The 23,127-nt window shown below is 70.9% G+C and carries 19 protein-coding genes; 10 read left to right on the top strand and 9 right to left on the bottom strand.

Annotated features, from left to right (window positions below):
• Positions 1-26: 26 nt before the first annotated feature.
• Positions 27-3,266: an AfsR/SARP family transcriptional regulator gene (locus EDD40_RS36675; protein ID WP_123746938.1), complete on the top strand. Its 3,240-nt coding sequence runs from the start codon at positions 27-29 to the stop codon at positions 3,264-3,266.
• 2 nt (positions 3,267-3,268) lie between these two features.
• On the opposite strand, the gene EDD40_RS36680 is transcribed toward EDD40_RS36675, so the two are convergent.
• A complete protein-coding gene (locus EDD40_RS36680; protein WP_148089025.1) occupies positions 3,269-4,060 on the bottom strand; it encodes a hypothetical protein in 792 nt (263 codons plus the stop codon).
• Positions 4,061-4,579: 519 nt separating this feature from the next.
• On the opposite strand from EDD40_RS36680, the gene EDD40_RS36690 reads away from it, so the two are divergent.
• The 6 genes from EDD40_RS36690 to EDD40_RS36705 all read left to right on the top strand — a co-directional run bounded on the left by EDD40_RS36690 (position 4,580) and on the right by EDD40_RS36705 (position 9,059).
• A complete protein-coding gene (locus EDD40_RS36690; protein ID WP_425471297.1) occupies positions 4,580-5,344 on the top strand; it encodes a DUF4118 domain-containing protein in 765 nt (254 codons plus the stop codon).
• The gene (locus tag EDD40_RS44920) at positions 5,316-5,591 is read left to right on the top strand and encodes a hypothetical protein (protein WP_425471361.1); all 276 of its coding nucleotides are present in this window, start codon (positions 5,316-5,318) and stop codon (positions 5,589-5,591) included. Before EDD40_RS36690 ends, EDD40_RS44920 begins: the two co-directional genes overlap by 29 nt.
• Before the next feature lie 145 nt (positions 5,592-5,736).
• Positions 5,737-6,033: an NAD-binding protein gene (locus EDD40_RS44925; protein WP_425471362.1), complete on the top strand. Its 297-nt coding sequence runs from the start codon at positions 5,737-5,739 to the stop codon at positions 6,031-6,033.
• Positions 5,940-6,134, top strand: a complete 195-nt coding sequence (locus EDD40_RS42140) for a hypothetical protein (protein ID WP_170184874.1) — start codon at positions 5,940-5,942, stop codon at positions 6,132-6,134. The genes EDD40_RS44925 and EDD40_RS42140 overlap by 94 nt, the downstream gene beginning before the upstream one ends.
• 223 nt (positions 6,135-6,357) lie before the next feature.
• The gene (locus EDD40_RS36700; protein ID WP_123746941.1) at positions 6,358-8,340 is read left to right on the top strand and encodes an amino acid transporter; all 1,983 of its coding nucleotides are present in this window, start codon (positions 6,358-6,360) and stop codon (positions 8,338-8,340) included.
• A 62-nt stretch (positions 8,341-8,402) separates the two neighbouring features.
• Positions 8,403-9,059 (top strand): EF-hand domain-containing protein, encoded by a 657-nt coding sequence (locus EDD40_RS36705; RefSeq protein ID WP_211348320.1) that lies wholly within the window; start codon positions 8,403-8,405, stop codon positions 9,057-9,059.
• Positions 9,060-10,194: 1,135 nt separating this feature from the next.
• Here EDD40_RS36705 and pcaB read toward each other — a convergent pair.
• On the bottom strand, positions 10,195-11,628 hold the full coding sequence (gene pcaB, locus EDD40_RS36710) for a 3-carboxy-cis,cis-muconate cycloisomerase (RefSeq protein ID WP_123746943.1): 1,434 nt from the start codon (positions 11,626-11,628) through the stop codon (positions 10,195-10,197).
• A gap of 11 nt (positions 11,629-11,639) precedes the next feature.
• The gene (locus EDD40_RS36715; RefSeq protein WP_246038148.1) at positions 11,640-13,538 is read right to left on the bottom strand and encodes an FAD/NAD(P)-binding protein; all 1,899 of its coding nucleotides are present in this window, start codon (positions 13,536-13,538) and stop codon (positions 11,640-11,642) included.
• Between the two features lie 343 nt (positions 13,539-13,881).
• On the opposite strand from EDD40_RS36715, the gene EDD40_RS41235 reads away from it, so the two are divergent.
• Positions 13,882-14,514: a DUF6247 family protein gene (locus EDD40_RS41235; protein ID WP_148089026.1), complete on the top strand. Its 633-nt coding sequence runs from the start codon at positions 13,882-13,884 to the stop codon at positions 14,512-14,514.
• A 402-nt stretch (positions 14,515-14,916) separates the two neighbouring features.
• Here the strand turns inward: EDD40_RS41235 and EDD40_RS36720 are convergent, their stop codons facing one another.
• The 6 genes from EDD40_RS36720 to EDD40_RS44515 all read right to left on the bottom strand — a co-directional run bounded on the left by EDD40_RS36720 (position 14,917) and on the right by EDD40_RS44515 (position 21,019).
• Complete coding sequence (locus tag EDD40_RS36720) at positions 14,917-15,402, bottom strand: DUF2231 domain-containing protein (RefSeq protein WP_123746945.1); 486 nt, start codon at positions 15,400-15,402, stop codon at positions 14,917-14,919.
• 234 nt (positions 15,403-15,636) lie between these two features.
• On the bottom strand, positions 15,637-16,542 hold the full coding sequence (locus EDD40_RS36725) for an alpha/beta fold hydrolase (protein ID WP_211348321.1): 906 nt from the start codon (positions 16,540-16,542) through the stop codon (positions 15,637-15,639).
• 336 nt (positions 16,543-16,878) lie between these two features.
• Entirely contained in the window at positions 16,879-17,046 is a 168-nt protein-coding gene (locus EDD40_RS36730; protein ID WP_123746947.1) for an IS3 family transposase, read from the bottom strand.
• Positions 17,047-17,420: 374 nt separating this feature from the next.
• Entirely contained in the window at positions 17,421-18,140 is a 720-nt protein-coding gene (locus EDD40_RS41240) for a hypothetical protein (protein WP_148089027.1), read from the bottom strand.
• A gap of 16 nt (positions 18,141-18,156) precedes the next feature.
• Positions 18,157-18,948 carry a hypothetical protein gene (locus EDD40_RS36745; RefSeq protein WP_148089028.1) on the bottom strand — a complete coding sequence of 264 codons (792 nt, stop codon included), beginning with the start codon at positions 18,946-18,948 and terminating at the stop codon, positions 18,157-18,159.
• Positions 18,949-19,738: 790 nt separating this feature from the next.
• Entirely contained in the window at positions 19,739-21,019 is a 1,281-nt protein-coding gene (locus EDD40_RS44515) for a hypothetical protein (RefSeq protein WP_170184875.1), read from the bottom strand.
• Between the two features lie 679 nt (positions 21,020-21,698).
• Between EDD40_RS44515 and EDD40_RS41245 the strand changes: the two genes are divergently transcribed.
• Positions 21,699-22,106, top strand: a complete 408-nt coding sequence (locus EDD40_RS41245) for a hypothetical protein (RefSeq protein ID WP_148089029.1) — start codon at positions 21,699-21,701, stop codon at positions 22,104-22,106.
• 80 nt (positions 22,107-22,186) lie between these two features.
• Entirely contained in the window at positions 22,187-22,681 is a 495-nt protein-coding gene (locus EDD40_RS36750; protein ID WP_123746950.1) for a hypothetical protein, read from the top strand.
• The last annotated feature ends 446 nt before the right edge of the window (positions 22,682-23,127 follow it).

A 23,127-nucleotide genomic window follows, 5' to 3' on the forward strand; every position in this document is an offset into this window, starting at 1 on the left:
GCCGATCGCCCGCCGATGCTCCCTAGGTGACCACGCCCACGAGCGCCCAAGCCCTGGCACGCCCGCGCCTGGACCACCTGCTGGCGGCGGCCCGCACGGTCCGCCTGACCACCGTGATCGCCCCTGCCGGCTACGGAAAGACCACGCTCCTGGCGGACTGGGCCGCGCGGGTTCCTGTCGCCTGGCACGCGGTCACCGAGCAGGATCGCTCACCCCAGGTGCTGCTGGCTGGTCTCGTCGCGGCCCTGCGCACGGCCCTGCCCGAGCTGGGGTTCGACCCGCCGACCGCGCTCGCGGACGACGATGCGGCCGGAGCGGCCGGGAGGACCAACCGGGCGCACGCCATGGCGGCGGCCCTGTGCGAGGCGGTGTCCGCGGTGCCGCCCAGGTCGGGGGATCCGCTGCTGCTGGTGCTCGACGACGCGCACCTGATCGACCCCACCGCCGCGTCACGGGAGCTGGTGGAGGCGCTGTGCCTGCAGGCTCCACCCGGGCTGCGGGTCGTGCTCGCCGGCCGCACGGCCCCGCCGTTCCCCGTGCTGCGGTTGCGGGGGAGGTCGGAGGTGTTGGAGGTGACCGCGGCGCAGTTGGCGTTCGCCGAGCAGGAGACCGCACGCCTGCTCGGCGATCCGGCCCGTGCGGCGGCCGTGCACCGGGCTACCGGCGGTTGGCCGGTCGCCGTGCGGATGGTCGCCGAGGCGTTGCGTCGGGAGCCTGCACCCGCGTGGTCGGCGGACCTGCCGCACGACCGGGCTCTCTACGACTACCTGGCCCACGAGATATTCGAGCGTGAGCCGCACCCGGTCCGCGAACTGCTCGCCGTCGTGGCGCTGTTCGAGCGTTGTACTCCCGAGTTGCTGGCCGCGCTCGGTTTCGCTGACGCCGAGCGGGTGCTGACCGGGCTGGTCGACCGCGGTCTGTTCGTGGAGCGGCTGGTGTCGGCACCCGGCTGGTTCGGGCTGATTCCCCTGGCCAAGGTGTTCGTGTCCGGGCGTTTCCCCCTGGACGGTCCCCGGCTGCGGAGCCTGGTCGCGGCGGCGGCCGAGTGGTTCGCCACGCACGGCCACCTCGCTGAAGCCTTCGCCGCGCTCGCCGCGCTGCCCGATCGCGAACCCGTGCGGCGGTTGCTGGTCGAACGGGGCGAACAATTGCTGCACAGCGGCGGTACGGACACCCTCCTGGCCGCGGTCGAGCTGATGCCGTCGGAAGAGCGCGACCCCGCGCTCTGGCAGATGGCGGGCGCGGCCCACCACGTGCGCGGCGAGTGGGGCCGAGCGCTGGCCTGCTTGCAGCGGGCGGCCGAGCACACCGATCGGACCGCGCCCGCGCTCGCGTTGCGGGTGGCGGCCATCCACTACTTCAGCGGGGCACCCGACGACGCGCTGCTCGCCTGCGGGCGGTGTGCGTTCAGCGGGAGCGACCCGGCGGCCGAATCCGGGGTGCGCAGCATCGCGGCCAGCGCGCACTGGGCCCGCGGTGACGTCGCGGTGGGTCGCGCGGAGGTCGGTGCCGCGATGGACCTGGCCCGCGAGTCCGGTGACGACGCCGCGTTGGCCGCGGCGCACACCGTGCTGGCCATGATCGCCGATGCGGAAGGGGACCGGGTGGCGATCGCGCGCCACTACGAGCTCGCCCTGACCCACGCCCGGCTCGCGGGCGACGTCCTCGCCGAGACCCGGATCAGGGTGAACCGCGCGGCGCACTTCGTGCACGAGGCCGACCACCGCGCCGCACTGACCGAGCTGGACACCGCGTTGCGGCTGGCCGAGCTGACCGGGTTCACCAGCTACCGCGCGCTGGCGCTGAACAACCGCGGCGCGGCGCTGCTGGCTCTGGGCAGGCTGGACGAGGCCGCCGCCGACCTCCAAGCAGCCCGGACCGTCTACACCAGGACGGGGTCGCGGCTGGCCAGCCTGGCGCTGGAGTCGTTGGGGGAGATCCACCGACTGCGCGGTGACCGAGTGCAGGCCGAGGTTGCCCTGACCGAGGCGGCCCGTCTCGCCGAGGAGAACGACGCGGCACCCCAACTGGTACCCGCACTCGCCGGATTGGCCACGGTCCTGGCCGAGGACGATCCGGCGGCGGCGGGCGAGGCGGTGCGGCGCGCCCTGGCCCGCGGCACCGGGTTCGGCTACCCACTGGCCCTGTTGGCCGCCGCACGGGTGGCGCTGGCACGGGGTGATCGCGCCGAGGCGGCGGCCCGCGCGGAAGAGGCGCGGGCGGTGGCGGCACGCCGTGGCGACCGCGCCGCGTTGGCCGAATCGCTTACCCTTATCGGCCGCGCGCACCCCGACCGGGACCAGGCGCTGGTCGCGTTGGACCAGGCGGGCGTGCTGTGGCGGGAGATCGGCAACCCCCTCGGCGACATCGCCGTGGCCACCGCCCGCGCTGCGGTGCTCGGCGGCGCGGACGGGCGGGCCATGGCCGAGGTCGCCGCGCAGGCGGCCCGTCGGGCGGGCGCCCTCGGTCTGGCCACCCGGGCCGAGGCGGTCGCGCAGGCGTGTCTGGACTCGGGGCAGCCCGCGGTGTCGGTGCAGACCCTGGGCGGCTTCCGAGTGCTGCGCGGCGGTGAGCCGGTGCCCGCCACGGCCTGGCAGTCGCGCAAAGCCCGTGACCTGCTGAAGATCCTGGTCTCCCGACGCGGTCGACCCACCTCCCGTGAGGTGTTGATGGCCATGCTGTGGCCCGACGAACCGCCGCAGCGGGTGGCCAACCGGTTCTCCGTCGCGCTGTCCACCGCCCGGCTCGTGCTCGACCCTCGGCGCGGCGACCGGCACGGCATCGTGGCCGACGCGGACCAGGTGCGCCTCGACCCGGCCGTGGTGGAGGTGGACGTGCTGCGCTTCCTGGCCGACGCCCAGGCCGGGCTGGCTGGGCGCGGGCGGCAGCCGATGGCCGCCGCGCCGCTGCTGGCCGCCGCCGAGGCGCGCTACGCGGGCGATTTCCTTGAGGAGGAGCCCTACGCGGACTGGGCCGCCGAACTGCGCGCCGACGCCCGCCTCACCTACCTCCAGGTGGCCTCGGCCCTGGCCGAGGAGGCCGAGGCAGGCGGCGAGCACGTGGCGGCGGGCCGATACTGCCTGCGCGTCCTGGAACGCGACCGCTACGACGAGACTGCCCACCTGACCCTGGTCCGGACCCTGGCCGCCCAGGGTGGCCACGGCGAGGCCCGCCGGCGCTACCGGGCCTACGTGGCCAGGATGCGCGAGATCGGTGTGGAGCCGAGGCCGTTCCCCGGCCCCACACCGGTCCACCGCTCCCGCTGAGTTCAGGACGTGCCGCAGAGCGCGCTGACGCTCACCGCCCAAGGGCTTGCCCCCTCGATGCGGACGCCGACCCCGGTCACCTTGCCCTGCTCCAGCTTCAGCTCCACGAGCCTGGTGACCACGTTGGGCGCGAAACCCGTCACAGCGCCCCCGCCGAGGAGCGTCCCCCCGCCCACGGGACATTCCGCGGTGGCGGTGGCGATCGTCCCCGGCACGAAGACCTTGTTCTCGGCCAGTTGCACCTGTCCCGGCCATTGCAGGCACACCGCGGAGGCCGTCACCTCCCACTGGGCCAGCGGATCACCCGACGCCCACGCCCTGCCCTTGTCCTGCTGCGGCATCACTCCTTCAATCCCGGCCTGGGCGATGTCCCCGGACAGTTCGGCACCGGCCCCGACCGCCGTGCCGCTCGCGCAGACCGCCTCCGAAAGCTTGCTCACCAACGGATTGTTCAGCGACGCGACCGCCGGGGTGGCCAACGAGGGGTTCCCCGGCCCGCACACCGCGTAGGCGGTCGCGGTCCAAGGTGGCACGGTGGCCGAGGTCGTGGCGACGACGCGCACCCCGGCCAGGTCCGGCAGCGGGGTAACCGCCTCCAGTTCGACGTACTTCGACCAGTCGCTGACCCGCCCGCCCGCCGAGTACACCTTGGTGCCCGGCGGACAGGACACGACCACCTCCTTGTCGACTGGCGTGGCCGCCGACGTGCGCGACACCACCGTCGTCTGCACGGTGGGCGCGGCGTAGGCCGGAGCCACCACTCCAGCCGCCGCGGACACCAGCGCCACTCCCACTGCGACGAGTCTCGCCGACTGTGGTCCAGTCCTCATCTCGTCCCCTCCACTTCACGCGACAACTGTGGGGACGAGTCTCGGAACGGCCCTTAGCGTGTCCTTAAAGCCGAGGTAGCGACCGCGGAACCCCAGGTTCAGCCGGCCCTGTGGGGCCGCCGAGGACCGGTCGGCGATGTATCGACGTACAGTTCGGCTCTCCCTCTGGCCTGTCCGGTCGTCGTGGTGCGAGCTGGAGTGCTCTGTGTGGTCGGCGGTGGTTGTAGTGGGGCGCGAACCGCTCGGCGTGGGCGTTGGCTCGCGGACACCGTGGTGGCATTTCACGACCTGAATGCCTGCGTCGGAGAAGACCGCGTCGAACGAGGTGGTGGAACTGCCCGGCTCAATCTCGTACCAGGAACTGGGAGTCTTCTACCGACGTGCACATGGTCACCCACGCGCAGGCCAGGCGCGGTTTCCGGTGGCCGGTCAAACCGGGGCGCGCTGACCCCGTCGCGCCGACTGCTGGGGTGGGCGTCGGCGGTGGTGGCGCCCGCCGTGGTCACCGGCTTGGGCGTGCTCGGCCGGGACGAAATGTCCTTCTCCACCGATCTCGTCGGGTTCTTCCTGGCCACGGTCGTCGTGGCACTGGTCGGCGGCTTGGGACCGGCGCTCGGCGCGGCGCTGCTCGGAGCCGGGCTGCTGAACTTCTTCTTCACCGCGCCCTCCTACAGCCTGGCGGTGGCGACCTTGGAGAACCTGGTCACCCTGCTGGCCATGCTCACGGTCGCGTTCCTGGTCGCACTGGTGGTGGACCGGGCCGCGCGGCTGGCCGAGCAGGGCGCGCGGGCCCGTACCGTCCTGACCAGTCCACACCCGTTGCCCCGGCTGTTGGGGAAGGTGCGCGAGAACTTCGGTCTGGAGTCGGTGGCGCTGCTGGAGCGGCATGACGGCGAATGGGAACGCGTCGCATGCGTGGGGCCCGGACCGTGCGGTGAGCCCGACGAGGCCGACGTCGACGTGCCGGTCACCGCGGACGTGCACCTGGCGCTGCGGGGGCGGACCCTCCCGGCGAGCGACCAGCGGGCCCTGGAAGCCGCTGCCGACCAGGCCCTGCTGGCCCTGCTGCATCAGCGCATGACCGCCGAGCCGGCGGAAGCCCGTCGGCGCGCCGAGACCACCGAACTGCGCACCGCGATCCTCTCCGCCGTCGGCCACGACCTGCGCAACCCCGCTGACCTCGATCAAAGCCGCCATCGGCAGCCTGCGCGACACCGACCTGCGGCTCTCGCCCGAGGACACCACTGAACTGCTGGAGGCCGTGAGAGTCTCCGCCGACCGCCTGACGGGCCTGGTCGACAACCTGCTCGACTCCTCCCGCCTGGCCACCGGGGCCGTCGCGCCCCTGCTCGGACCCGTGCCCTCACATCCCGGGCACCTGCCCGCCAGACCCGGCACAGGGCTACCGCTTCCCATCCTGACGGGCCGAGGTCGTCGGGATCCTCCGCCCCGTACCCGTCTCCATTCGTGGCACCGCGATTGTGCGCTCGGGTGACGCCCAATGGCCGCAGATGATGAGGTCATGCCCTTCACGGCGTCGATCGGCATCAAGGACACGTAAAAGCTTCAGGACTCCGAGCCGATTCGAACCGGGGATGTGTGAGTGTGGCCGGGTGCGTGTCCCGGACCCGTCGTCGCAGATGGAGGGTGGCCCCCGATCGAGGGCGGTACTGGTGATCGGCTACAGCCGGACCGGTGCGGCGGCCACCGATGCCGCAGTGCTGCGCCGGGCGGGTGTGTCGCAGGCGCGGTGCGTGGTCGTGAGCTGCACGGGTGACGCGACGACCGCGATGGTCGTGACGCTGGTCCGTCGAGCAGGCCCCAGGCCAGGATCGTGGTCGCGGTGCGTCAACCGCAGCACGTGCCGGCGTTGCGGCAGGCCGGAGCGGACCTGGTGGTGCCCACCGAGCGGATCGGGGCGCACTTGGCGGCCATGACGCTGACCGGGCTGGGCACCGCGGGCACCGCCCAGATCATGCCGGTCGGGAGAGTGTGGACGATCCGACGGCGAACCGCCTGCGGGAAAGCGACGTGCTGATCGGCCGGACGCGGTGACACGCGACAACACCGACGTGGAATGCGGGAGTGACCAGCGGCCCCGCTGTCGACCACCACATCACGGGTAGCGCCGGCTGTTTCGTCCGCTTCGCCCGTCCGTTCGCCGCGGGCCACGGCTGGTCGCCCGCCGTCGTCGCACGCGACATCGGAAACCCCTGCATGCTTTTGCACAGCACGACACGATCACCACCAGGAGAGCTCGCATGACCGGCATGTCCGAACCCGCTGTTCCGGCACGTGTGGACAGTCCAGTCACACCGCCCGCGCCGTCGACCGGACTGGGGCGGTGGCTGTTGCGCCACCAGGTCGCGCCCGAAGGGCCGGCCAGCGCCGAGAGCCACGCCGAGCCGCACTCGTGGTGGAAGGTGATGTGCCTGACCGGTGTGGACTACTTCTCCACGCTGTCCTACCTGCCCGGCATCGCGGCGCTGGCGGCCGGGGCGATCTCGCCGTTGGCGACGTTGCTGATCGTGGCGTTGACCCTGTTGGGCATGTTGCCGATGTACCGGCGGGTGGCGAAGGAGAGCCCGCACGGCCAGGGTTCGGTGGCGATGCTGGAGAAGCTGCTGCCGTTCTGGCGGGGCAAGCTGTTCGTGCTGGTCCTGCTCGGGTTCGTGGCCACCTCCTGGATCATCACGATCACCCTGTCCTCGGCGGACGCCACGGTTCACCTGGTCGAGAACCCGGTCACCCCGCACTTCCTGCACGGCCACGAGGTGCTGATCACGGTCGTGCTGCTGCTGATCCTGGGCGGGGTGTTCCTGCTCGGCTTCAGCGAGGCCGTCAGCGTGGCCATCCCGCTCGTGGCGGTGTTCCTGCTGCTCAACGCCGTGGTCGTGGGCGCGGGCGTGGTCGAGCTGTTGGCCCAGCCCACCCTGCTGGACCGTTGGGTGGACGCCCTGACCTCCGGCGGCGGCGGTTTCGCCGGGGTGGTCGGCCCGGCAGTCCTGGCGTTCCCGCTGCTGGTGCTGGGCCTGTCCGGGTTCGAGACCGGGGTGAGCATGATGCCCCTGGTCGCCGCCGACGGCCGCACCGACCAGGAGCGGCTGGACAGCCGCATCCGCAACACCCGCAAGCTGCTCACCACCGCCGCGCTGATCATGTCGGTCTACCTGATCGCCACCAGCTTCGTCACCACCGTCCTCGTCCCGGCCGAGGCGTTCCAACCCGGTGGTGAGGCCAACGGCCGCGCCTTGGCCTACCTGGCGCACGAACTGCTCGGCGAGTGGGTCGGCACCGCCTACGACATCAGCAGCATCCTGATCCTCTGGTTCGCGGGCGCCTCCGCGATGGCCGGTCTGATCAACATCGTGCCGCGCTACCTGCCCGCCTACGGCATGGCCCCGGACTGGACCCGCGCGGTGCGGCCGGTGGTGCTCGTCTACACCGCCGTCTGCGTGCTGGTCACGATCGTCTTCAACGCCGACGTCAACGCGCAGGCCGGCGCTTACGCCACCGGCATCCTCGCGATGATGGTCTCCGCCTCCACCGCGGTCACCATCTCCGCGATGCGCCGCCGGCAGCGCCGCCAGGCGATCGGGTTCACCGTGCTGACGCTGCTCCTGCTCTACGCGCTGGTGGAGAACGTGATCGAAAAGCCCGACGGCATCACCATCTCGTTCTTCTTCATCCTCGGCATCATCGCGGTGTCGCTGGTCTCCCGGGTCACCCGCACCACCGAGCTGCGGGTCAAGCACATCGAGTTCGACGACGCCGCCCGCCGGTTCGTCACCGAGTCCATCGCCCACGACGGCGCCCTGACGCTGATCGCCAACCGCCGCCAGAGCGGGAACGCCGCCGAGTACGCGGTGAAGGAGACCGAGCAGCGCGGCATGAACCCCGTGCCGGGCGCGGCCGACGTGCTGTTCCTGGAGATCGACGTGATCGACCCCTCCGACTTCAGCGACGTGCTGCGCGTGCGGGGCATCGACGTCGACGGCCACCGCGTGCTGCGTGCCGACAGCCCCGCCGCGCCCAACGCCATCGCCGCCATCCTGCTCGCCCTGCGCGACACCACCGGCGTGCGCCCGCACTGCCACTTCGAGTGGAGCGAGGGCAACCCCCTCGGTCACCTGTTCCGCTACCTGCTCCTCGGCCGCGGCGACACGGCACCGGTCGTCCGCGAGATCATCCGCACCAACGAACGCGACCGCGACCGCCGCCCCGGCATCCACGTCGGCGGCTGACCGCACGAACCGGGTGCACGTCCTGGGGTCACCCGTCGTGCTGAAGTTGTCCACCCGGGGAGGTGACCCGGACCTGGTTTGCGAGTGGTCTGAGCGTCGGCGTTCCTAGCGTCCTCCCGGACACCACCGCGCCGCCCGACGCGGTCCGGGGAACGGGAGTCAGCATGACCGGCTCGATGATGGACCGGAAGTTCGATTCTCTGTTCGACTGGTTCGACCAGAACCGGGACGGGCACCTCACCCACGACGACCTCAAGGCGACGGCCACGGTGTTCTCACAGGTCGCGCCACCGGAGGACCACGCCAACATCACGGCCATCCACGACGCCTTCGAACAGTGGTGGCAGCTGCTGCTCCGGCACAGCGACACCGACGGCGACGGCCGGGTGTCCCGCGGCGAGTTCATCACCGTCATGAAGACCGACGTCACCGCGCCCGAGCACTTCGAAAGCGCCGTCATGGCCATCGCCGACGCCATCCTCGACGCCTTCGACACCGACGGCGACGGCGTTCTCAGCCGCGCGGAGTACCTGCGCCTGTACGGCGCGCTCGGCGTCGCCCGACAGCACACGGAAGAAGCGTTCACCAGGCTGGACCGCGACGGCAGCGGAACCATCAGCTACGAGGAGTACCGGCAGGCCATCGTCGACTTCTACCTCAGCACCGACCCCGACGCACCGGGCAACTACCTCCTGGGCCCCGTCGACCATCCCGCCTGACACCCTCCGAACCGACCGACTCCGACCGGTCCCGAAGACCTCGAAGGCACACCCACCCTCGTGGTCTCGGAGCCGGACCGAGGGCGAGTTGGACCTGCTCCGGTCGCCCGCCGCGCGGCGCGTTCCCACCGGGAGAGTCCGATCCTTGCTGGACCCGCCACAGATGCCAGAGCACCGGCCCGCTGTGGCAGGTCCGGCGCTTCTCCTCTCTCCATCGGCAGCCGTGCGCACCAACTTGAGCGATCCAGCGTCGTCTCACCTGATCGGAGCAGCCGATCGACTACCTCATCGCTTCCTCGTCGTCACTCCAGCACCGGTCACCGACGAGTGCGACAACCCCACCGCAGGACTTGGACCACGGACCGAACGCGCCGCGTCACGTGATGTGGGCGTGCTCCAGCCGGACGCCTCGGCCGAACCCGACCTCTGGGAACCCGGATTCGACGCAACGCCCACCACGAGACCCGACTCAAGCACGTGGAGGGCTGAACGAGGGGACGCAATCCACGCTTCCTCGTCGACCGGGACGGGCGTGCGCGAGGTGCCGAACTCGGATGGTTCCGGGACGCGGCACTGGCGGCGGCCGGTCAGGCCCGCGCGGTGGCGCGCGGGGTCGGCATCGAGGCAGGCTACGGCCTTGTGCTTGCCGAAATGTCGTCCGTGCAGGTCAGGCGAGGTAGTGGTACTCGTTGAGAATGCCGCGCAGGCGCTGCCGTTAGCGGTGTCCGGTCGCCGGGTGAACTTCCCCCGATAACCCGAGGCGGTCGTTACCTGGATCGGGTCGGTGATGCCGGGATGGGGGTCGGTTCGACCTGGGTGGTGTGCCCAGGCGGCTTCGTTCTCGGCCTCGTCACGGGTGCGCCGGGGCCGACAGAGTTCGGCTTGCCGCCCGTCGAGGCGCTGAGGATCGCCACGTCGGCAACGCCGAACTCTTCCGGCTCTCCGGTCAGCGAAACCCTGCAAGGCGGCCCGGCTCGGCGAGATCAGCGAGGGTGCCTGGGCCGGCGGATCGCCCGGCGGGCGTGCGTCCGGGATCTCCTTGCCGTCCTGGATGACAGGGGTGCCGTTCACGAGGACGTGCCGAAAGCACGGAGCGGGCACCGGGGTGCCGCGTCCCGCCAGGTGCCGACACGACTCAGGTTCCTGTGGGACCCCACAGGTCTCCTGGACCGGCGGGGGTCGTTGCACCATCGCGAGGATGCGGGCTTGACGGTCGCCGACCGGTGAGGTGGCGGTCGAGGACCCGGTCGACGAGTCGGGACGATGCGCCCAGGTAACCGGCCGGGTCGCACAGGGCCCGCCACCGCGCCGGGTCGCTGTCGTGCCCTTGGGCGTGGAGTTGTCGCGCCAGGACTTCGGCGGTGTCGCCGGTGGTGGCGGTGACTTCCGTCATGACCTTCTTCGCCGCGACCCTGCCGAGCAGCGGGGTCAGCGCGGCGCTGAGGCGTTCCGAGACGATGCCGCCGCCGGTGAGGGCGAGGTTCTCGGCCATCCTGTCGGGGAACACGGTCAGGCCGGAGGCGAGGTGCGAGGCGTTGCGCGCCGCGCCGGCGGCGAGTCGCAGGGCTTCGCGCAGCGGTTGCCACTCGGCGTGCCAGCCGCCCGCGGAGCGTTCGTCGGGCACCACCATGCACTGGTGCAGCACGGAGACCAGTGCCGGCACTTGGCGGGCGGCGGTGAGGATGGCGGTGGTGTGGACGGGGTTGCGCTTCTGCGGCATGGCGGAGGAGGCGCCGCGGCCCGGTGCGGCCGGCTCGGCCAGTTCGCCGATCTCGGTGCGGGTGAGGACCTCGACGTCCGCGGCGAGCTTGCCGAGCGTGCCGGTGACCAGGCTGAGCGCGTTGGCCACGTCGACGACCGGCAGTCGGGCGCTGTGCCAGGGGATCAGCGGTGCGGTGAGTCCGAGGTCGGTGGCGAGGTGCTCGACGAGGTCGAGGCTGTCGGTGTCGGTGAACTCCTGGTAGGCGGCCAGGGTGCCGGCGGCGCCGCCCAGCGACACGGGCAGCCCGTGCGAGCGCAGGTGGTCGAGGCGGTCGACGACGTCGAGCACGGCGTTGAGCCAGCCCGCCGCCTTGAGGCCGAAGGTGATCGGGACGGCGTGCTGGGTCATGGTGCGACCGGCCATGGGGGTGTCGCGGTGTTCACGGGCCAGACCGGCCAGCGCGTCGGCGGTGCGCCGCAGGTCGTGGAGCACCCGGCCGAGGACAGCGTGGCAGATGAGCATGGTGGCGGTGTCGAGGATGTCCTGGCTCGTGCCGCCGCGGTGGACGAAGTCCGCGGCCCGCGGGTCGATCCCGGCGACGATGCCGGTCAGCTGCGCGACGAAGCCGACGGTCGGGTTGCCGGTCTCGCGGACCCCTTCGACGAGGTCGGGCCAGTCGAACGCGTCGGCGTCGACCTCGGCGAGCGCCGAGGCCGTGGCGGGCGGGACCATGCCGATGCGGGCCTGCGCGCGGGCCAGCGCCTCCTCGACCCGGATCATGGCGGTCAGCCAGGCGCGGTCGTCGAGCAGGTCGTCGATCCCGGTGCCGGCCCACCCAGGTGAGAGCAAACCGCTGTCTGCGAACATGTCTGATCCCTTCAGGCGGTGGCTGGTTCGTCGACCGCGTGGGCGGTCAGGTCCAGGCATTCCCGGGCCAGCGCGTCGGCGTCGCCGAGGATGACCGAGTTGACGCCCGGTCGCACTCCCGCGGCGGTGGCCCAGTGCACGGTCTCGGTGGGCACGCCGAACGCGAACCGGCGGGGGTGAGGCCGCCGCTGTGCGTCGAGCAACGCGTAGGGGCGCGCGGTCACGGCGATGCCCCCGGTCTCGTACCACCCGGTCGTGCGGTTCGGTATGCGGTTGAGGGCACAGGCGCCGCGGGCGAGCAGGCGGGTGAGCAGGGGATCGGTGGTGCGGCGGGCGTCGACCTCGGGCAGCCGCGCCTCGACGAGCGTGCGAGCCCGGTACTCGGCCCCCGGCACGAGCGGGCTGCGGGCCAGGAAGCCCTGGCCGTCGTCGACGTGCTCCACGACCATCCCCGGTCCGACGACGGTGAGCAGGCCGGCCTCGATCAACGCCGCGGCCTGCTCTACGCGCTGCACGGGCGGGCCGATGGACAGGAAGGCGTTGAGCGGCGTGTACCAGCCGTCGAGGTCGTCGCGGTAAGAGGCGCCGGTGAGGCCGCCGTGGTCGACCAGGATCCGGATCTCGTTGCGCAGGTCGCGCAGGACGTCCAAGGCGGCCTTGAGCGGGCCGCGGACGTTGCCCAGGCGCGCTTCGCGGACATCGGCGTCGAGGTGGGACAACAACCAGTCGCGGAACGCGCCCGGTCCGGCGAACCGCGTGCGGCAGGGCGTGGCGACGGACTCCCAGTCCCAGCGCTGCGCCGGTCCGAACCCGAACCGGCGCAGCAGTCCGTCCTCCGCGCCGGCCGCGGCCGCCGACTCCGCCAGCTCGCGGAACTCGCGCAGGAAGCGCGCCCCTTCGACTTCACCCGACCGGTTGACCACGGTGGTGGCGTAGTAGACGGCACGCACCTCCCGGTCGACCCAGGGCCAGATGTCGGCGCGGAAGTCCACCGGGCCGGACGCGCGCAGCGCCGCGATGCGGCGCGGGGTCAGGAACAGCGGGACGTGGCGGCCCGACACGCCCTTCTGGTTCTCGCCTCGCGCGTGGTATGGCACCCCGCGCCGGGAACCGGCGATCAGGTGGGGTTCCCGGCCGGAAGGCTCGTAGTGCAACCGCCCGCCCCGGTTGAGGTGGAACACCCCGCCGCGGCCGGAGGTCAGCAGCGCCAGGTGGTCGAAGAAGTTCAGGCCCAGGCCTCGCAGGATGACCGGTTCACCGGCGCTGACGGCGCTCAGGTCGACGTCGGCCGGGTTGCTCGGGGGAACGTAGCGCAGCCCGTCGCGGGCGGCGAGGTCCCGCAACCGCTGCTGCGCGGGGGTCGGCGCGGTGTCGAGGTGGCCGAGGGCGAGCACGACGCGGTGCAGCCCCGTGAGCTGTTCGCCGTTGGACAGGACCGCCGCCTGCAGGCCGTCGTCCTGGTCGACGAGGTCGACCACCCGCTGCGGGTGCCGTGTGATGACCAGGTTGGCGGGGGCGTGCTCGACCAGGTGCCGCAGCGCCCAGTCCAGGTAGTGGCCGTAGAGGGCCCGGGTCGGGTAAGCGTCGGGACCGAGGGTCAGCGCCTCGCGGCGCACCCAGGCCGGGAGGTCCGGGAACGGGTCGAGTCGGACGACGAGGTGCGCCCACTCGTGCAGGCTGGGGCCGGGCACCACGGGACCGGCGCAGTCGACGCTGTCGTCGACGAACACGGTGACCTGGGACGCGACGGTGTTCATCAGCAGGTGCCGGGACTGGTCGAACCGCCACACCTGGCCACCGACGCCCAACCGGGGATCGACCAAGCGCACGCGCACGGTGCGGTGCGGCATCTCGCGGGCGTTGGCGCAGAGCCGTTCGAGCACCGACAGACCGCGCGGGCCGACTCCCACGAGGCAGATGTCACGAGCGTCCCGGGGATCGCCGGGTTCGCTCCGACGCGTGACGGTGAAGTGACCGCTCATCGCAGAAGTGTCCTGGTCCGGTCGGGGACTGCGGAGCACGGAACCACGAAGCGACAGCCGACACTTGCCACGTCGACCCCGAACCCCACCGGGCCTGCCCGCGCCCGCCGGGAATGCCATCCGTGCGGGTCAGGTGGTCGCTGTGCAGCGGTCTCCCGACGCTCGGTGACGGCGGTCGGGTCTGCTGTCCGATGTGTGAGTTCTCCGGCTGCTCGTTCGTCCGAGCCTGATCGGCCCGTCGGCCCGTCGGCCCGTCGGCCGGGTGGCGGACGTGGACGGTCTCGAGTCGGCGCCCGAGCGGGTGGATGGTGGCAGGACGGCCGCACTGTTCGGCTCGCCGGAGTTGATCCGCACCGCCTTGCCGCCGGAGCACGCCGGCGAGTTCGATGCGGCTCTCGATGCCGCGTTGACCGCGGCCCGGCGGACTCTGCGTCTGGACCAGCCGCGGTCGATCCTGCAGGTGTGGCGGCCGGTCGCGTTGCTGAACCGCGAAAACCCGGAAGCGGCCCGTCGGCTGGTGGACACCACCGTCGAGGCCCGTCAGGGTGTCTCCCGGCCGGGCAGTGCGTCGTGGGACGAGTTGCGGGCGGAGTCGGGTCTGCAGTCGCCGCTGCCGGGCGGCGGTCGACGACGATCATGGCGCACACCCTTGACATCGATCCTGGTGCGCAGGAGCAGATCCGTGCGCTTCCACCCGAGGTGCTCGTCGCTCGGTGAGGCGTTCGAAGCCCTGACTCCGGTGCCCGAGCGGGGCGGCCCGCTCAACCCGGATAACGGGCCGGGGCGGCTTGGCATGTCACCATGCGCTCCGCTTCCTCTGATCTGGGCTGGTGCCGTCGCGAGACGGTGCCCGGTGAGCGAACGGCAACCGGGGGTCGACGCTCCGGTGCGACGATCGCTGTGATCGGTCCGGTCTGCCGGCGCTACGGACCGGGTGCCGCGGCGCCGGCCGCCGCACATCCTTGGTCGCGACGATCGAGCGGGCAGAGCCAGCCGGTGGACCAGCCAGACGAACATCAAGTACGGCGGTCGTGACGCCACGCTGCAGGGCCGTATCCCATGATCGCAATCACCGCAGCTCAACGCCTCGATGCAGAGTTCTGGCACCCCACAGGGTGTCACCGTGCTCTGTGGGCGGAAGGAAAGGGAAATCGCATCGTGCCGGTTCGGTCGCGTCCGCCAGTCATTCGGCCAGTGAGGGGGCTATCGGCGTCCGCGGTCTCGACGTGCGATTCCCTGCGGGAGCAGGGTGTCTTGAGCCGGCCTGCGCGGTTCGGGAGGGCGGTAGGGCGCACTTGTCGGGCCGTCAGCCTCGGAAGGCCGGTTTCATGACGGGTTTGGGCAGGTTGGTTCGGCTGTGCTCCGCGGCGCCGAGCCGCTCGACGAGCTCACCGCCCAACCAGCCGCCGATGGCGCCGACCAGGACCCCGGTGCAGGCGAGGGCGAGCGCGGGGCCGGTGGCCTGCCAGGCGGGCTGCTCGGCCCTGAGCAGCCAGCTGCTCGCGAACAGCGTCAACATGACGACGTTGGTGAGGGCTTGGAGCCGGCCGACTTGTCGAACGGGACTGCGGGGTGGGGTGGACACGGACCACTCGATCCATGCCGCCGCTGTGCTGAGGACTCCCATCACCACTCCGGCGGCGATGAGGTGGGCCGCGGTCACGTCGAATTCGGTGCGGTGGGTGAGGATGCGCAGCAGGTCGAACCCGACGGCGGTGGTCAGCAGGCCGGGGGGTGAGATGACGAGGATCGGCTGTGCGGCACAGCGCGCGATCTGGACACGGTGGTGCACGGTCGCCCACCTCCTCGGAACGGTTCGTCACACGGTTTCCCGCCGCTCGCGGTGTCAGTCCATCTGAGGTGGAACAAGACCCGACCGGGTGACACCTGACTTCGGGCCGTGACCGGGTCGCGGGGCCGCGACACCGGACGGTGGCTCGACGGGAGCGCCGCCGCGGCGAACGACGTAAGCGTTCCGTTCGGCGCGACGCCGTCCGGGTTGCCCTCGGCGCTGTGATCAGTGCGGCTAGCGGATGGTCTTCAGCACGTCGTCGACCGCGGCGGCGATGAGGTCCGGGCGTTCGGTCACGATCCCCTCGTGCGAGGTGTTCTCGGCGACCACGTGCTTCCGGTTCGGGCCGGCCTGGGCGAACCGGGCCTGGGCGTCCCGCCACAGCTTCGCTGCTTCCGGGGAGTCGACGAACGGGGTCTCGGACGCGACGATCGTGGTCACCGGCACGTCCTGCGGCCAGGAGAGCTTGTGGAAGACGCGGTGAACGGGGGCGTAGTCGACCATCACGGCGAGCAGTTGGCGGTTCTTCTTGGTCGACTCCTGCGCCAGCAGGGAGGTTCGCTGCGCCTCGATGACGGGTTCGAACGCCGTCAGCATCTCGTCGGTGAAGAAGTCGGGCACGTTCGCGTCGACGAGGACCGCGCCGGACACCCAGCCGGGGTTCTTGTTCACGAAGTTGGTGGCGACCTCACCCGCGATCGAGTGCGAGACCAGGACGACGTCCTTCGTCACCCCCAACTCCTTGAGGCCGGCTTCCAGGTCCGACACGGCGTTCTCCACCCGCCACGGCCCCGACACCTCGTCGCTCTCGCCCTCACCCGCCCGGTCGTAGGTGATGACCTTCGAGCCCGTGGCCTTCGCCAGCCGCGGCGCCAGGTCCTTCCAGTACGACGAGCTCAGGCCGCCGCCCGCGTCCAGGACCAGGGCGGGCAGCTTGCCGTCCGCGACGTGGAAGACCAGATCGTGCTCGGCGTTCGTCACCTTGCGGATCTCGGGCGTGCTCGTCGCGGATGCGGAGGCGGAGGCGGACGTGCTGGGGGCCGGGCTGCTCGCGGCGGTCTGAGTCGAGCACGCTGCGAGCGAGACGGCCACGAGGACCGCGGAGGACAGTGCGATCGCTTCGCGACGCAGGGGGATCATTTGTCCGAGCATGAGGAGAACCCTAGAAATTCCCCGACCGCTCAACCATCAGGCCAACCCCCGACCTGTGCTGGTGCCGGCCCCACCACCCGCACCGAGGGTTGCCCACCTAGTTCGAGGTGGTGTGGACGAGTCGCCGACCGACCCCATCGAAGGCAGAATCCGTTGTCCGCCAACCATTCCCCGAAGCGGAGGGCCGTGTAGGTCGACCCGCGGTCGCCGGTCTTCCAGCCCACGATCCGATTGGAGAAGGCGTCGCGCACAGCCGCGAGCCAGAAGACGTCCTCGCCGGTGCGGATCCGGGTGGCGTCGGCCACCCGCAACCGGTCCGGCGCATCACCGCTCGACCCGCTTGCGCGACACGCGGATACCCCGGCGTCGCAATACCTGGTGCACCCGCGGGCTGTCGTAGGTGCCGCCCGAGGCCGTGTGGATGTCCACGATCTCCGCGGTGACCGCCTGGTCCTCGCGCTCGCGATCCGACGGGTAGGCCTGTCGGGCCACCCCGCGTGGTAGGTGGAGGAGGCGACGCCCAGGGGCCCGGAGGACGAACTCGACCCCGAAGCTGCTCGACGAGCTTCACGACCGTCGCCGGGCCGGGTCGAGTCCCGCCGTGAAAGACGCGGGCGTGGTCTTCTTCACCGTGCTGCCCCGGAGGTGGGTGGTAGGGCGCACCCTGGCGTGGATCACCGGACACCGCCGCTGCGTCCGCGACTGCGAACGGCTCCGTCATCACCACGCGGCCAAGGTCCGCTGGTTCACGATCCACATCACCAGCCGTCGACTCGTCCAACACCAATAGCTCGGAAACAGCTACCAGTGATGACTTCTCGAGTGGAGCGCCTTCTCGGTGTACGGGAAACTACTTCGTCGTCGGGTCAGACAGAGGCGAAGTAGGCGGTGACGACGGTGATCGGTGTCGGGGGTGGGAGAGTGCGGTTGTCCGCGCTCAGCCCGCCGGTCATGACCGTCCAGGTGGCGGTGGAGCGGTCCACCTGAGCGTCGGACTTGCTCAGCACGAACTCCGTCGGGCCGGTGCAGCGGTACGCGCCCACGTAGCCGTCCGCCCGTCCAGGCCAGGAGCCGCCGGTGCGCATCCGGCACCGTGACCCGTCGGCGAGTTCCAAGGCCCAGGGCCGGGGCGTGGACGTGGCGGGCGCGCGGGTGACCGGCTGGGCGGTGGTGTAGGCGAGTAGTTCCTTCTCCCAGGGGTCGGTACCGCACAGGAGTCCGACGCGGTCAGGGGCAAGCCAGCAGACGTCCGCGTTGTGGGCAGTGGTCCCACAGGAGACGATGTCGGCGGTCACACCGGCTGCGGAGGGGAAGCAACTGTCGATCGGTGCGCCCGGCCGGCCGGCCGTGTAGCCGTCGACCGGAACGCCGGCGCGGGCGGCGACAACGTTGATCACCTCGGTCGCTGCGTCAGGCGCCGCGTCACGCGGTGGAGAGGGGTCCTCGGGTGTGGTCGCTTCCTCTTGGGTTCTTTCGCTCGAAGCCACTTGAGTTCCGGATTCCGCCTGCCAGTCGATCCTTGCCGCGAATATTCCGACAGCGGCTAACAGGACCATGGCAACCGCGACCCATGCTGCTTTGTGCATCGTTTTCCGATCTCTGCTACTTGATCTCGGCCAGTATGGAACGAATCTGCTCGGGCCGACAGTCGGAGGAAGGGCTCATCGTGCCGCGTTCTTCCGATTTCGCGTCATTCCACCCGCACGTCAAGGTTCCCGGCTTCATGCCCGGTCGTACGTACAGCTGCGCGTACTTGCCGGCACTGATCCGGTCGAATCCGTCGACGCCTCCGTTGAGTGGAAGGTCGACAGTGGTGGTTTTTCCGCCCGTGGACACATCTGCGACGATGCGGCCGGAGTAGCTATTGCCCTCGTCGCCGAGCAGGTGCAGTTCGATCGACCCCTGTTCTCCGGGCTGGAGGTTGAAGGCGAACGGTCCGGTCTTCCCGGTGTCGACGTTGAAGAGTTGTGCCTGCGGATCGTGATCCAGCCGCAGGTGCAGGACGGCGTTGTCCCCAGTGCCGCCATCTGGGCAGGTGAAGACCATCACGGGTTGTGGTTCGTATCTGCGCACATCCACCGCGCGGACGTTGGAAATTGCCAGCATGGCGCCTTCCTCGGCCGTGTTCGTGATGGAGATCCGTTGGTACGGCGGAATCTCCTTGCCGATCTTGCTGAGCCAGTCGATGATGGGCTCGCTGCAGTAGCCGCTGGGTTCGGACGGCAGGTCCGCGAGCGGTGCATCCAATGGTAGGACGAATTGTGTCACCCCTCGTTTGTTCACCGGTTTGGCGTGGAAGTTCGATACCTCGGTCTCGTCCTTCAACCGGTCGGGTACCGGGCCGAAGATGGCTGCTACCAGGCCGAGTAAGGCAACGAGCGCTCCGGCGGCCAAGAACCAGGGGTTTTCACCATCGTGGCCACCCAACCGGCCTTGACGGGCGTGGCCGACGCCGGTAGGTCATGGTGGGGCCGCATGATCTTTTCGCGTCTTTTTCGTCTGCCCATATGGGTGATTCGATGTTCAACGGTCGTTTGTTACACCTCAGACGGCCTCGGGAGTTGATACTGCAATTTTCACCATGCCGGCGCAGGTCACGGCGCAGGCTGAATCCGGTGCTATTCGGGCAGGTCAGGCAGCGATCCGGTCACGCAGGGTTCTTCCTCGCCTGCGACCTTGAACACCGCCATTCCGGCGGACTGCACCCCGGAGTTGTCGATCGGCGGCCCGTTGTGGACCCGTCGAGCGGAGCGGTGGTCCGCAGCACGAGGACAATTCCGGCGCGGCGGTGCGGTACTGGAGCTTCGGACCGGATAGGGCGAGTCAGGTCTTATACCTGATTCTGGAGGAGCAGCGCGAGGTGCACCTGCTGCTGGTGCAGTAGCTGGGCTGACCCTGTCGGCTGGGGGTTGCGCTGGCCGGATGTCGTCCGTGCGAGTCCGGCGGCGGTTCACGACCTCCAGGAGCGCGTGGGAGCGGAGGAGCGTTGACGTCGCGTGACGCCGGGCGAACGCCGACAGGATCACCGGGCGATCAGGTCCGAGGGGCGTCGCCGGGCACGAAGGGGTGAGGGAGTCCTCGCTGTCGGGCACAGTGCCTTCGCTGCGTCGCGGGCCGGACCCCGGGCTTGCGGCGGGGTGGCCGCAAGCCCGGGGTCGTGGTGGTTCTGCGTCACGGGGTCGGGTCAGCAGGAGCAGACGCCGCCGTTGTTGACACCGGCTACGCCGTTGGCGCCGGGGGATCCGGGGGTGCCGTTGACGATGGTGGCGCCGGCTTCGACGGTGCCGGTGTTGCCCAGACCGCCCGCGCCCGCTGCTCCGCCGAGACCGCCCGCGCCGCCGGGGCCGCTGCACCCGGTGCCGCCGTTGCCGCCGGCCCCGCCGTTGCCGCCGTTGCCGCCGGTGACGGTGATGACATCGGCACCGGCGTCGCCGTTGACGGCGCCGGAGTTGCCGATACCGCCCGCTCCGCCCGCTCCGCCGACGCCACCGGCGCCGCCGGGCTGGGTGGCGCTGATGCCGTTGCCGCCCTTGCCGCCGATACCACCGGTGCCGCCGAGACCGCCGTTGGCTTTGAGGGTGTCGACTCCGACGCCGCCGTTGATGGTGCCGGAGTTGCCGATACCGCCCGCGCCGCCCGCTCCGCCGACGCCGCCCGCGCCGCCGCCGCTGCCGCAGCCGCCGACACCGCCCGCGGCACCGGCTCCGCCCGCACCACCGGTGGTGGTGACGGTGTCGAGACCGGCGTCGGCGGTGCCGCCGTTGATGGTGCCGGAGTTGCCGACACCACCGACACCTGCCGCGCCGCCGATGCCACCGGCACCCGCGCCACCCGCGGTGGCGCCGCCGTTGCCGCCGAGCGCACCGAGGCCGCCGTTGCCGCCCTTGCCTCCGGTGGCGTTGACGGTGTCGTTGCCCGCGCCGCCGTGGATCAGCCCGGCGTTGCCCGCGCCGCCGACGCCGCCCACACCGCCGTTGCCACCGGCGCCTCCGGCGCCGCTGCCCAGCCCGGTGCCGCCGGTGCCGCCGGTGCCGCCGCTGCCGCCCGCGCCGCCGGTGACGGTGACGCTGTCCGTGCCCGCGCCACCGTCGATGATCCCGGTGCTACCGACGGCGACACCGCCGCCGGTTCCCACGCCGCCGTTGCCGCCGGCGCTGCCGGCCGGGGTGCCCGCGGTGCCGTTAGCGCCGGGCGCTCCGTTCGGTCCCGCGACGCCCGCGACCCCGGTGACGGTGATCGTGTCGTTGCCGCCGAGGCCGTTGACGGTGCCGTCGACCGGGCCGCCGGTGATGGTGATGATGTTGTTGGCCGAGGTGCCGTCGAGGACTTGGCCTGCGGGTACACCGGCGGTGCAGACGAAGTTGTTGCCCGTTTGCGTGCATCCCGGCGGGATCGCCTGGGCCGTGCCCGGCGCCACCAAGGCGAACCCGGCCACCGTGCCCAAACCGATCAGAGCCCGAGCCAAACGGCGAGCCGTACGTGCGCGCGCTGTTGAAGTCATGATCACTCTCCACCCGTGGGTGGGTCCGAGCCGATGCCGCGGACCCGCAAGGGTAATCCGAATGACCGGGGTCCGGAGTCACATGGTAGACGCTGCCTGGAACGAAAACGCCGAATCGGATGGCACCCTTCACGGCTCACGCTCCGCCACTTTGTGAAGTCAGGGAAGACGCATCATGAACGACCACTCCGATGCGCTGTTTTTCCCCTCGATGCGAGAAATACCTACCCTTTCCAGGGGCCCTCTCTACTGTGGGTGGCCCTATTCTCGCAGTGAGTTTCCGCGCCAGGTCGAATAACGCCCGCGAGTCGAAGGCGGACGGACGCGTCGGACGCCACAGGTCCCGGCGACGCATCGGATCCGGAGCGGATTCCGCAGCCGTCACTCCTCATCGTTCCGATCTGGCCACGTGCAGTCTTCCGTCGGATATTCGTACCCGATCTTGGAATTATTCGCAGCCGTCCGGGTCAAAGCGCACGACCGTCCGGAGTAACGTTTCCCCGGTCGGCACCGAAATGATCGGTGAAGACCTCGCACCGCCAGTCCTCTGCTCGGTGGATCTCCGAGCCCTTGGCGGATCGCGGGTGCACCCCGGAATTCCCGGTGGCGAGCCCGCAGCGCAGGAACAAATTGCGAGCCCACCGTGCCCGATCTCGGAACGACGGAAGATCCCGGAAACCGGAACCCCAAGAAACCCGATAGCTCGCGCACCGCCCGGCGAATCATCGCCATCGCCGCGGTGGTCGCCGTCCATCTCGTCGGTGCGGAACTCGTCACCGCCGTCGCGAACGCCGCGGTCGCTCTGACCTCGAACGTGACCGTGTCGGTCCACGGCGCGACCGGCCAATGGGCACCCGATGAGACCTCCGCCGCGGCACCGACGACAACCGCCCACCCGACGACGGCACAACCCACGCCGACGCCAGGGCAGCCGATCCTCACCACCGCGACCGCACCTGGGACAAGCCCCACCACGTCCTCGGTGGTCGACACCCCACTCGTCCCCGAGCCGACCAGCCCGGGCGAACCGGTACCGACGACCCGGCCCTGACGACCACGCCGTCCGCCTCCCCACCCCTTCACCTCGCGGTGTCCCACCACGAGATCCCACCCGATGTCAGGAGAAAAGCCATGCGCGTCACCTCGAAGATCAAGCCCGTGATCGTCCTCGCCGCCGTCGGCACGCTGATGGGCGTCACCGGCTTCGCGGTCGCCACGTTCGCCCAGAGCAGCACCGCCGGTCCGGTCGCCGGTTCGACCGAGGCCTTCACCTCCGTCACCGTCACCGGCGCGCAGACCGGCGTCCTGCTGCCCGGCGAGAACGCCTACGTCACCCTGACGCTCACCAACCCCAACAGCAACGTGAAGGCCAGACTCGCGTCCGTCACCGCGGGCGAGGTCGTCATCGACACCGTCGGGAACAGCGTCGACAGCGCCTACTGCCAAGGCCAGGTCGAACTGTCCACCGCCGGCGCCGACGCGCTCTTCCCCACGCTGGCGGTGAGCGAGGCGAACTACCCGTTCAAGCTGACCGACGCCGTGAAGCTCAAGGCCGACACCGACATCCGCTGCCAGGCCATGACCTTCCACACCACCTGGACGGCCGTGTTCGAAGCCGTCCGCTAGCCGATCAGGCCCGAACCGGGCCACCGATCGCGCGACAGGGCCGGCGCACCTGGCACAACCAGGAACGCCGGCCCGTCGTGACGAGGTCGTCGCCACCGATCAGCAGGCACAGACGCCACCGCAGTCGACAGGGTCACCGGCAGCACGCCCGCACCACCGGGGCAGGCCGAGCACACGCGGCCCGAAGTCCCGGGACACCGCCGAACGGCGAGATCCGCGCGAGCCGTGCTCCGACCGCGACCCGCCCCCGCTCACGCGCGGAGATCCGGCGGCATCGCCACGGTTCACCCCGACGTCCCCGCAGGAGACGACGTCTTCCACGAACAACCCAGAGGTACGGCTCCAAGCACAGTGCCCCCGCGACGTCATTCCAGGTGCCGGGGAACGTGCGGATGCGTTCGGCAGTCCCGCGCGGTCGGGTGGCACCGTCGCCGTTCCGCTTCGTC

This window comes from Saccharothrix texasensis (assembly GCF_003752005.1).
Lineage (GTDB): Bacteria > Actinomycetota > Actinomycetes > Mycobacteriales > Pseudonocardiaceae > Actinosynnema > Actinosynnema texasense.

Coding starts and splice junctions, on each gene's coding strand:
- EDD40_RS41240 (WP_148089027.1), bottom strand. CDS start 18,140: ATGCACAAAGCAGCATGGGTCGCGGTTGCCATGGTCCTGTTAGCCGCT.
- EDD40_RS36725 (WP_211348321.1), bottom strand. CDS start 16,542: ATGATCCCCCTGCGTCGCGAAGCGATCGCACTGTCCTCCGCGGTCCTC.
- pcaB (WP_123746943.1), bottom strand. CDS start 11,628: ATGTTCGCAGACAGCGGTTTGCTCTCACCTGGGTGGGCCGGCACCGGG.
- EDD40_RS44925 (WP_425471362.1), top strand. CDS start 5,737: ATGGAGGGTGGCCCCCGATCGAGGGCGGTACTGGTGATCGGCTACAGC.
- EDD40_RS36750 (WP_123746950.1), top strand. CDS start 22,187: ATGCGCGTCACCTCGAAGATCAAGCCCGTGATCGTCCTCGCCGCCGTC.
- EDD40_RS36700 (WP_123746941.1), top strand. CDS start 6,358: ATGACCGGCATGTCCGAACCCGCTGTTCCGGCACGTGTGGACAGTCCA.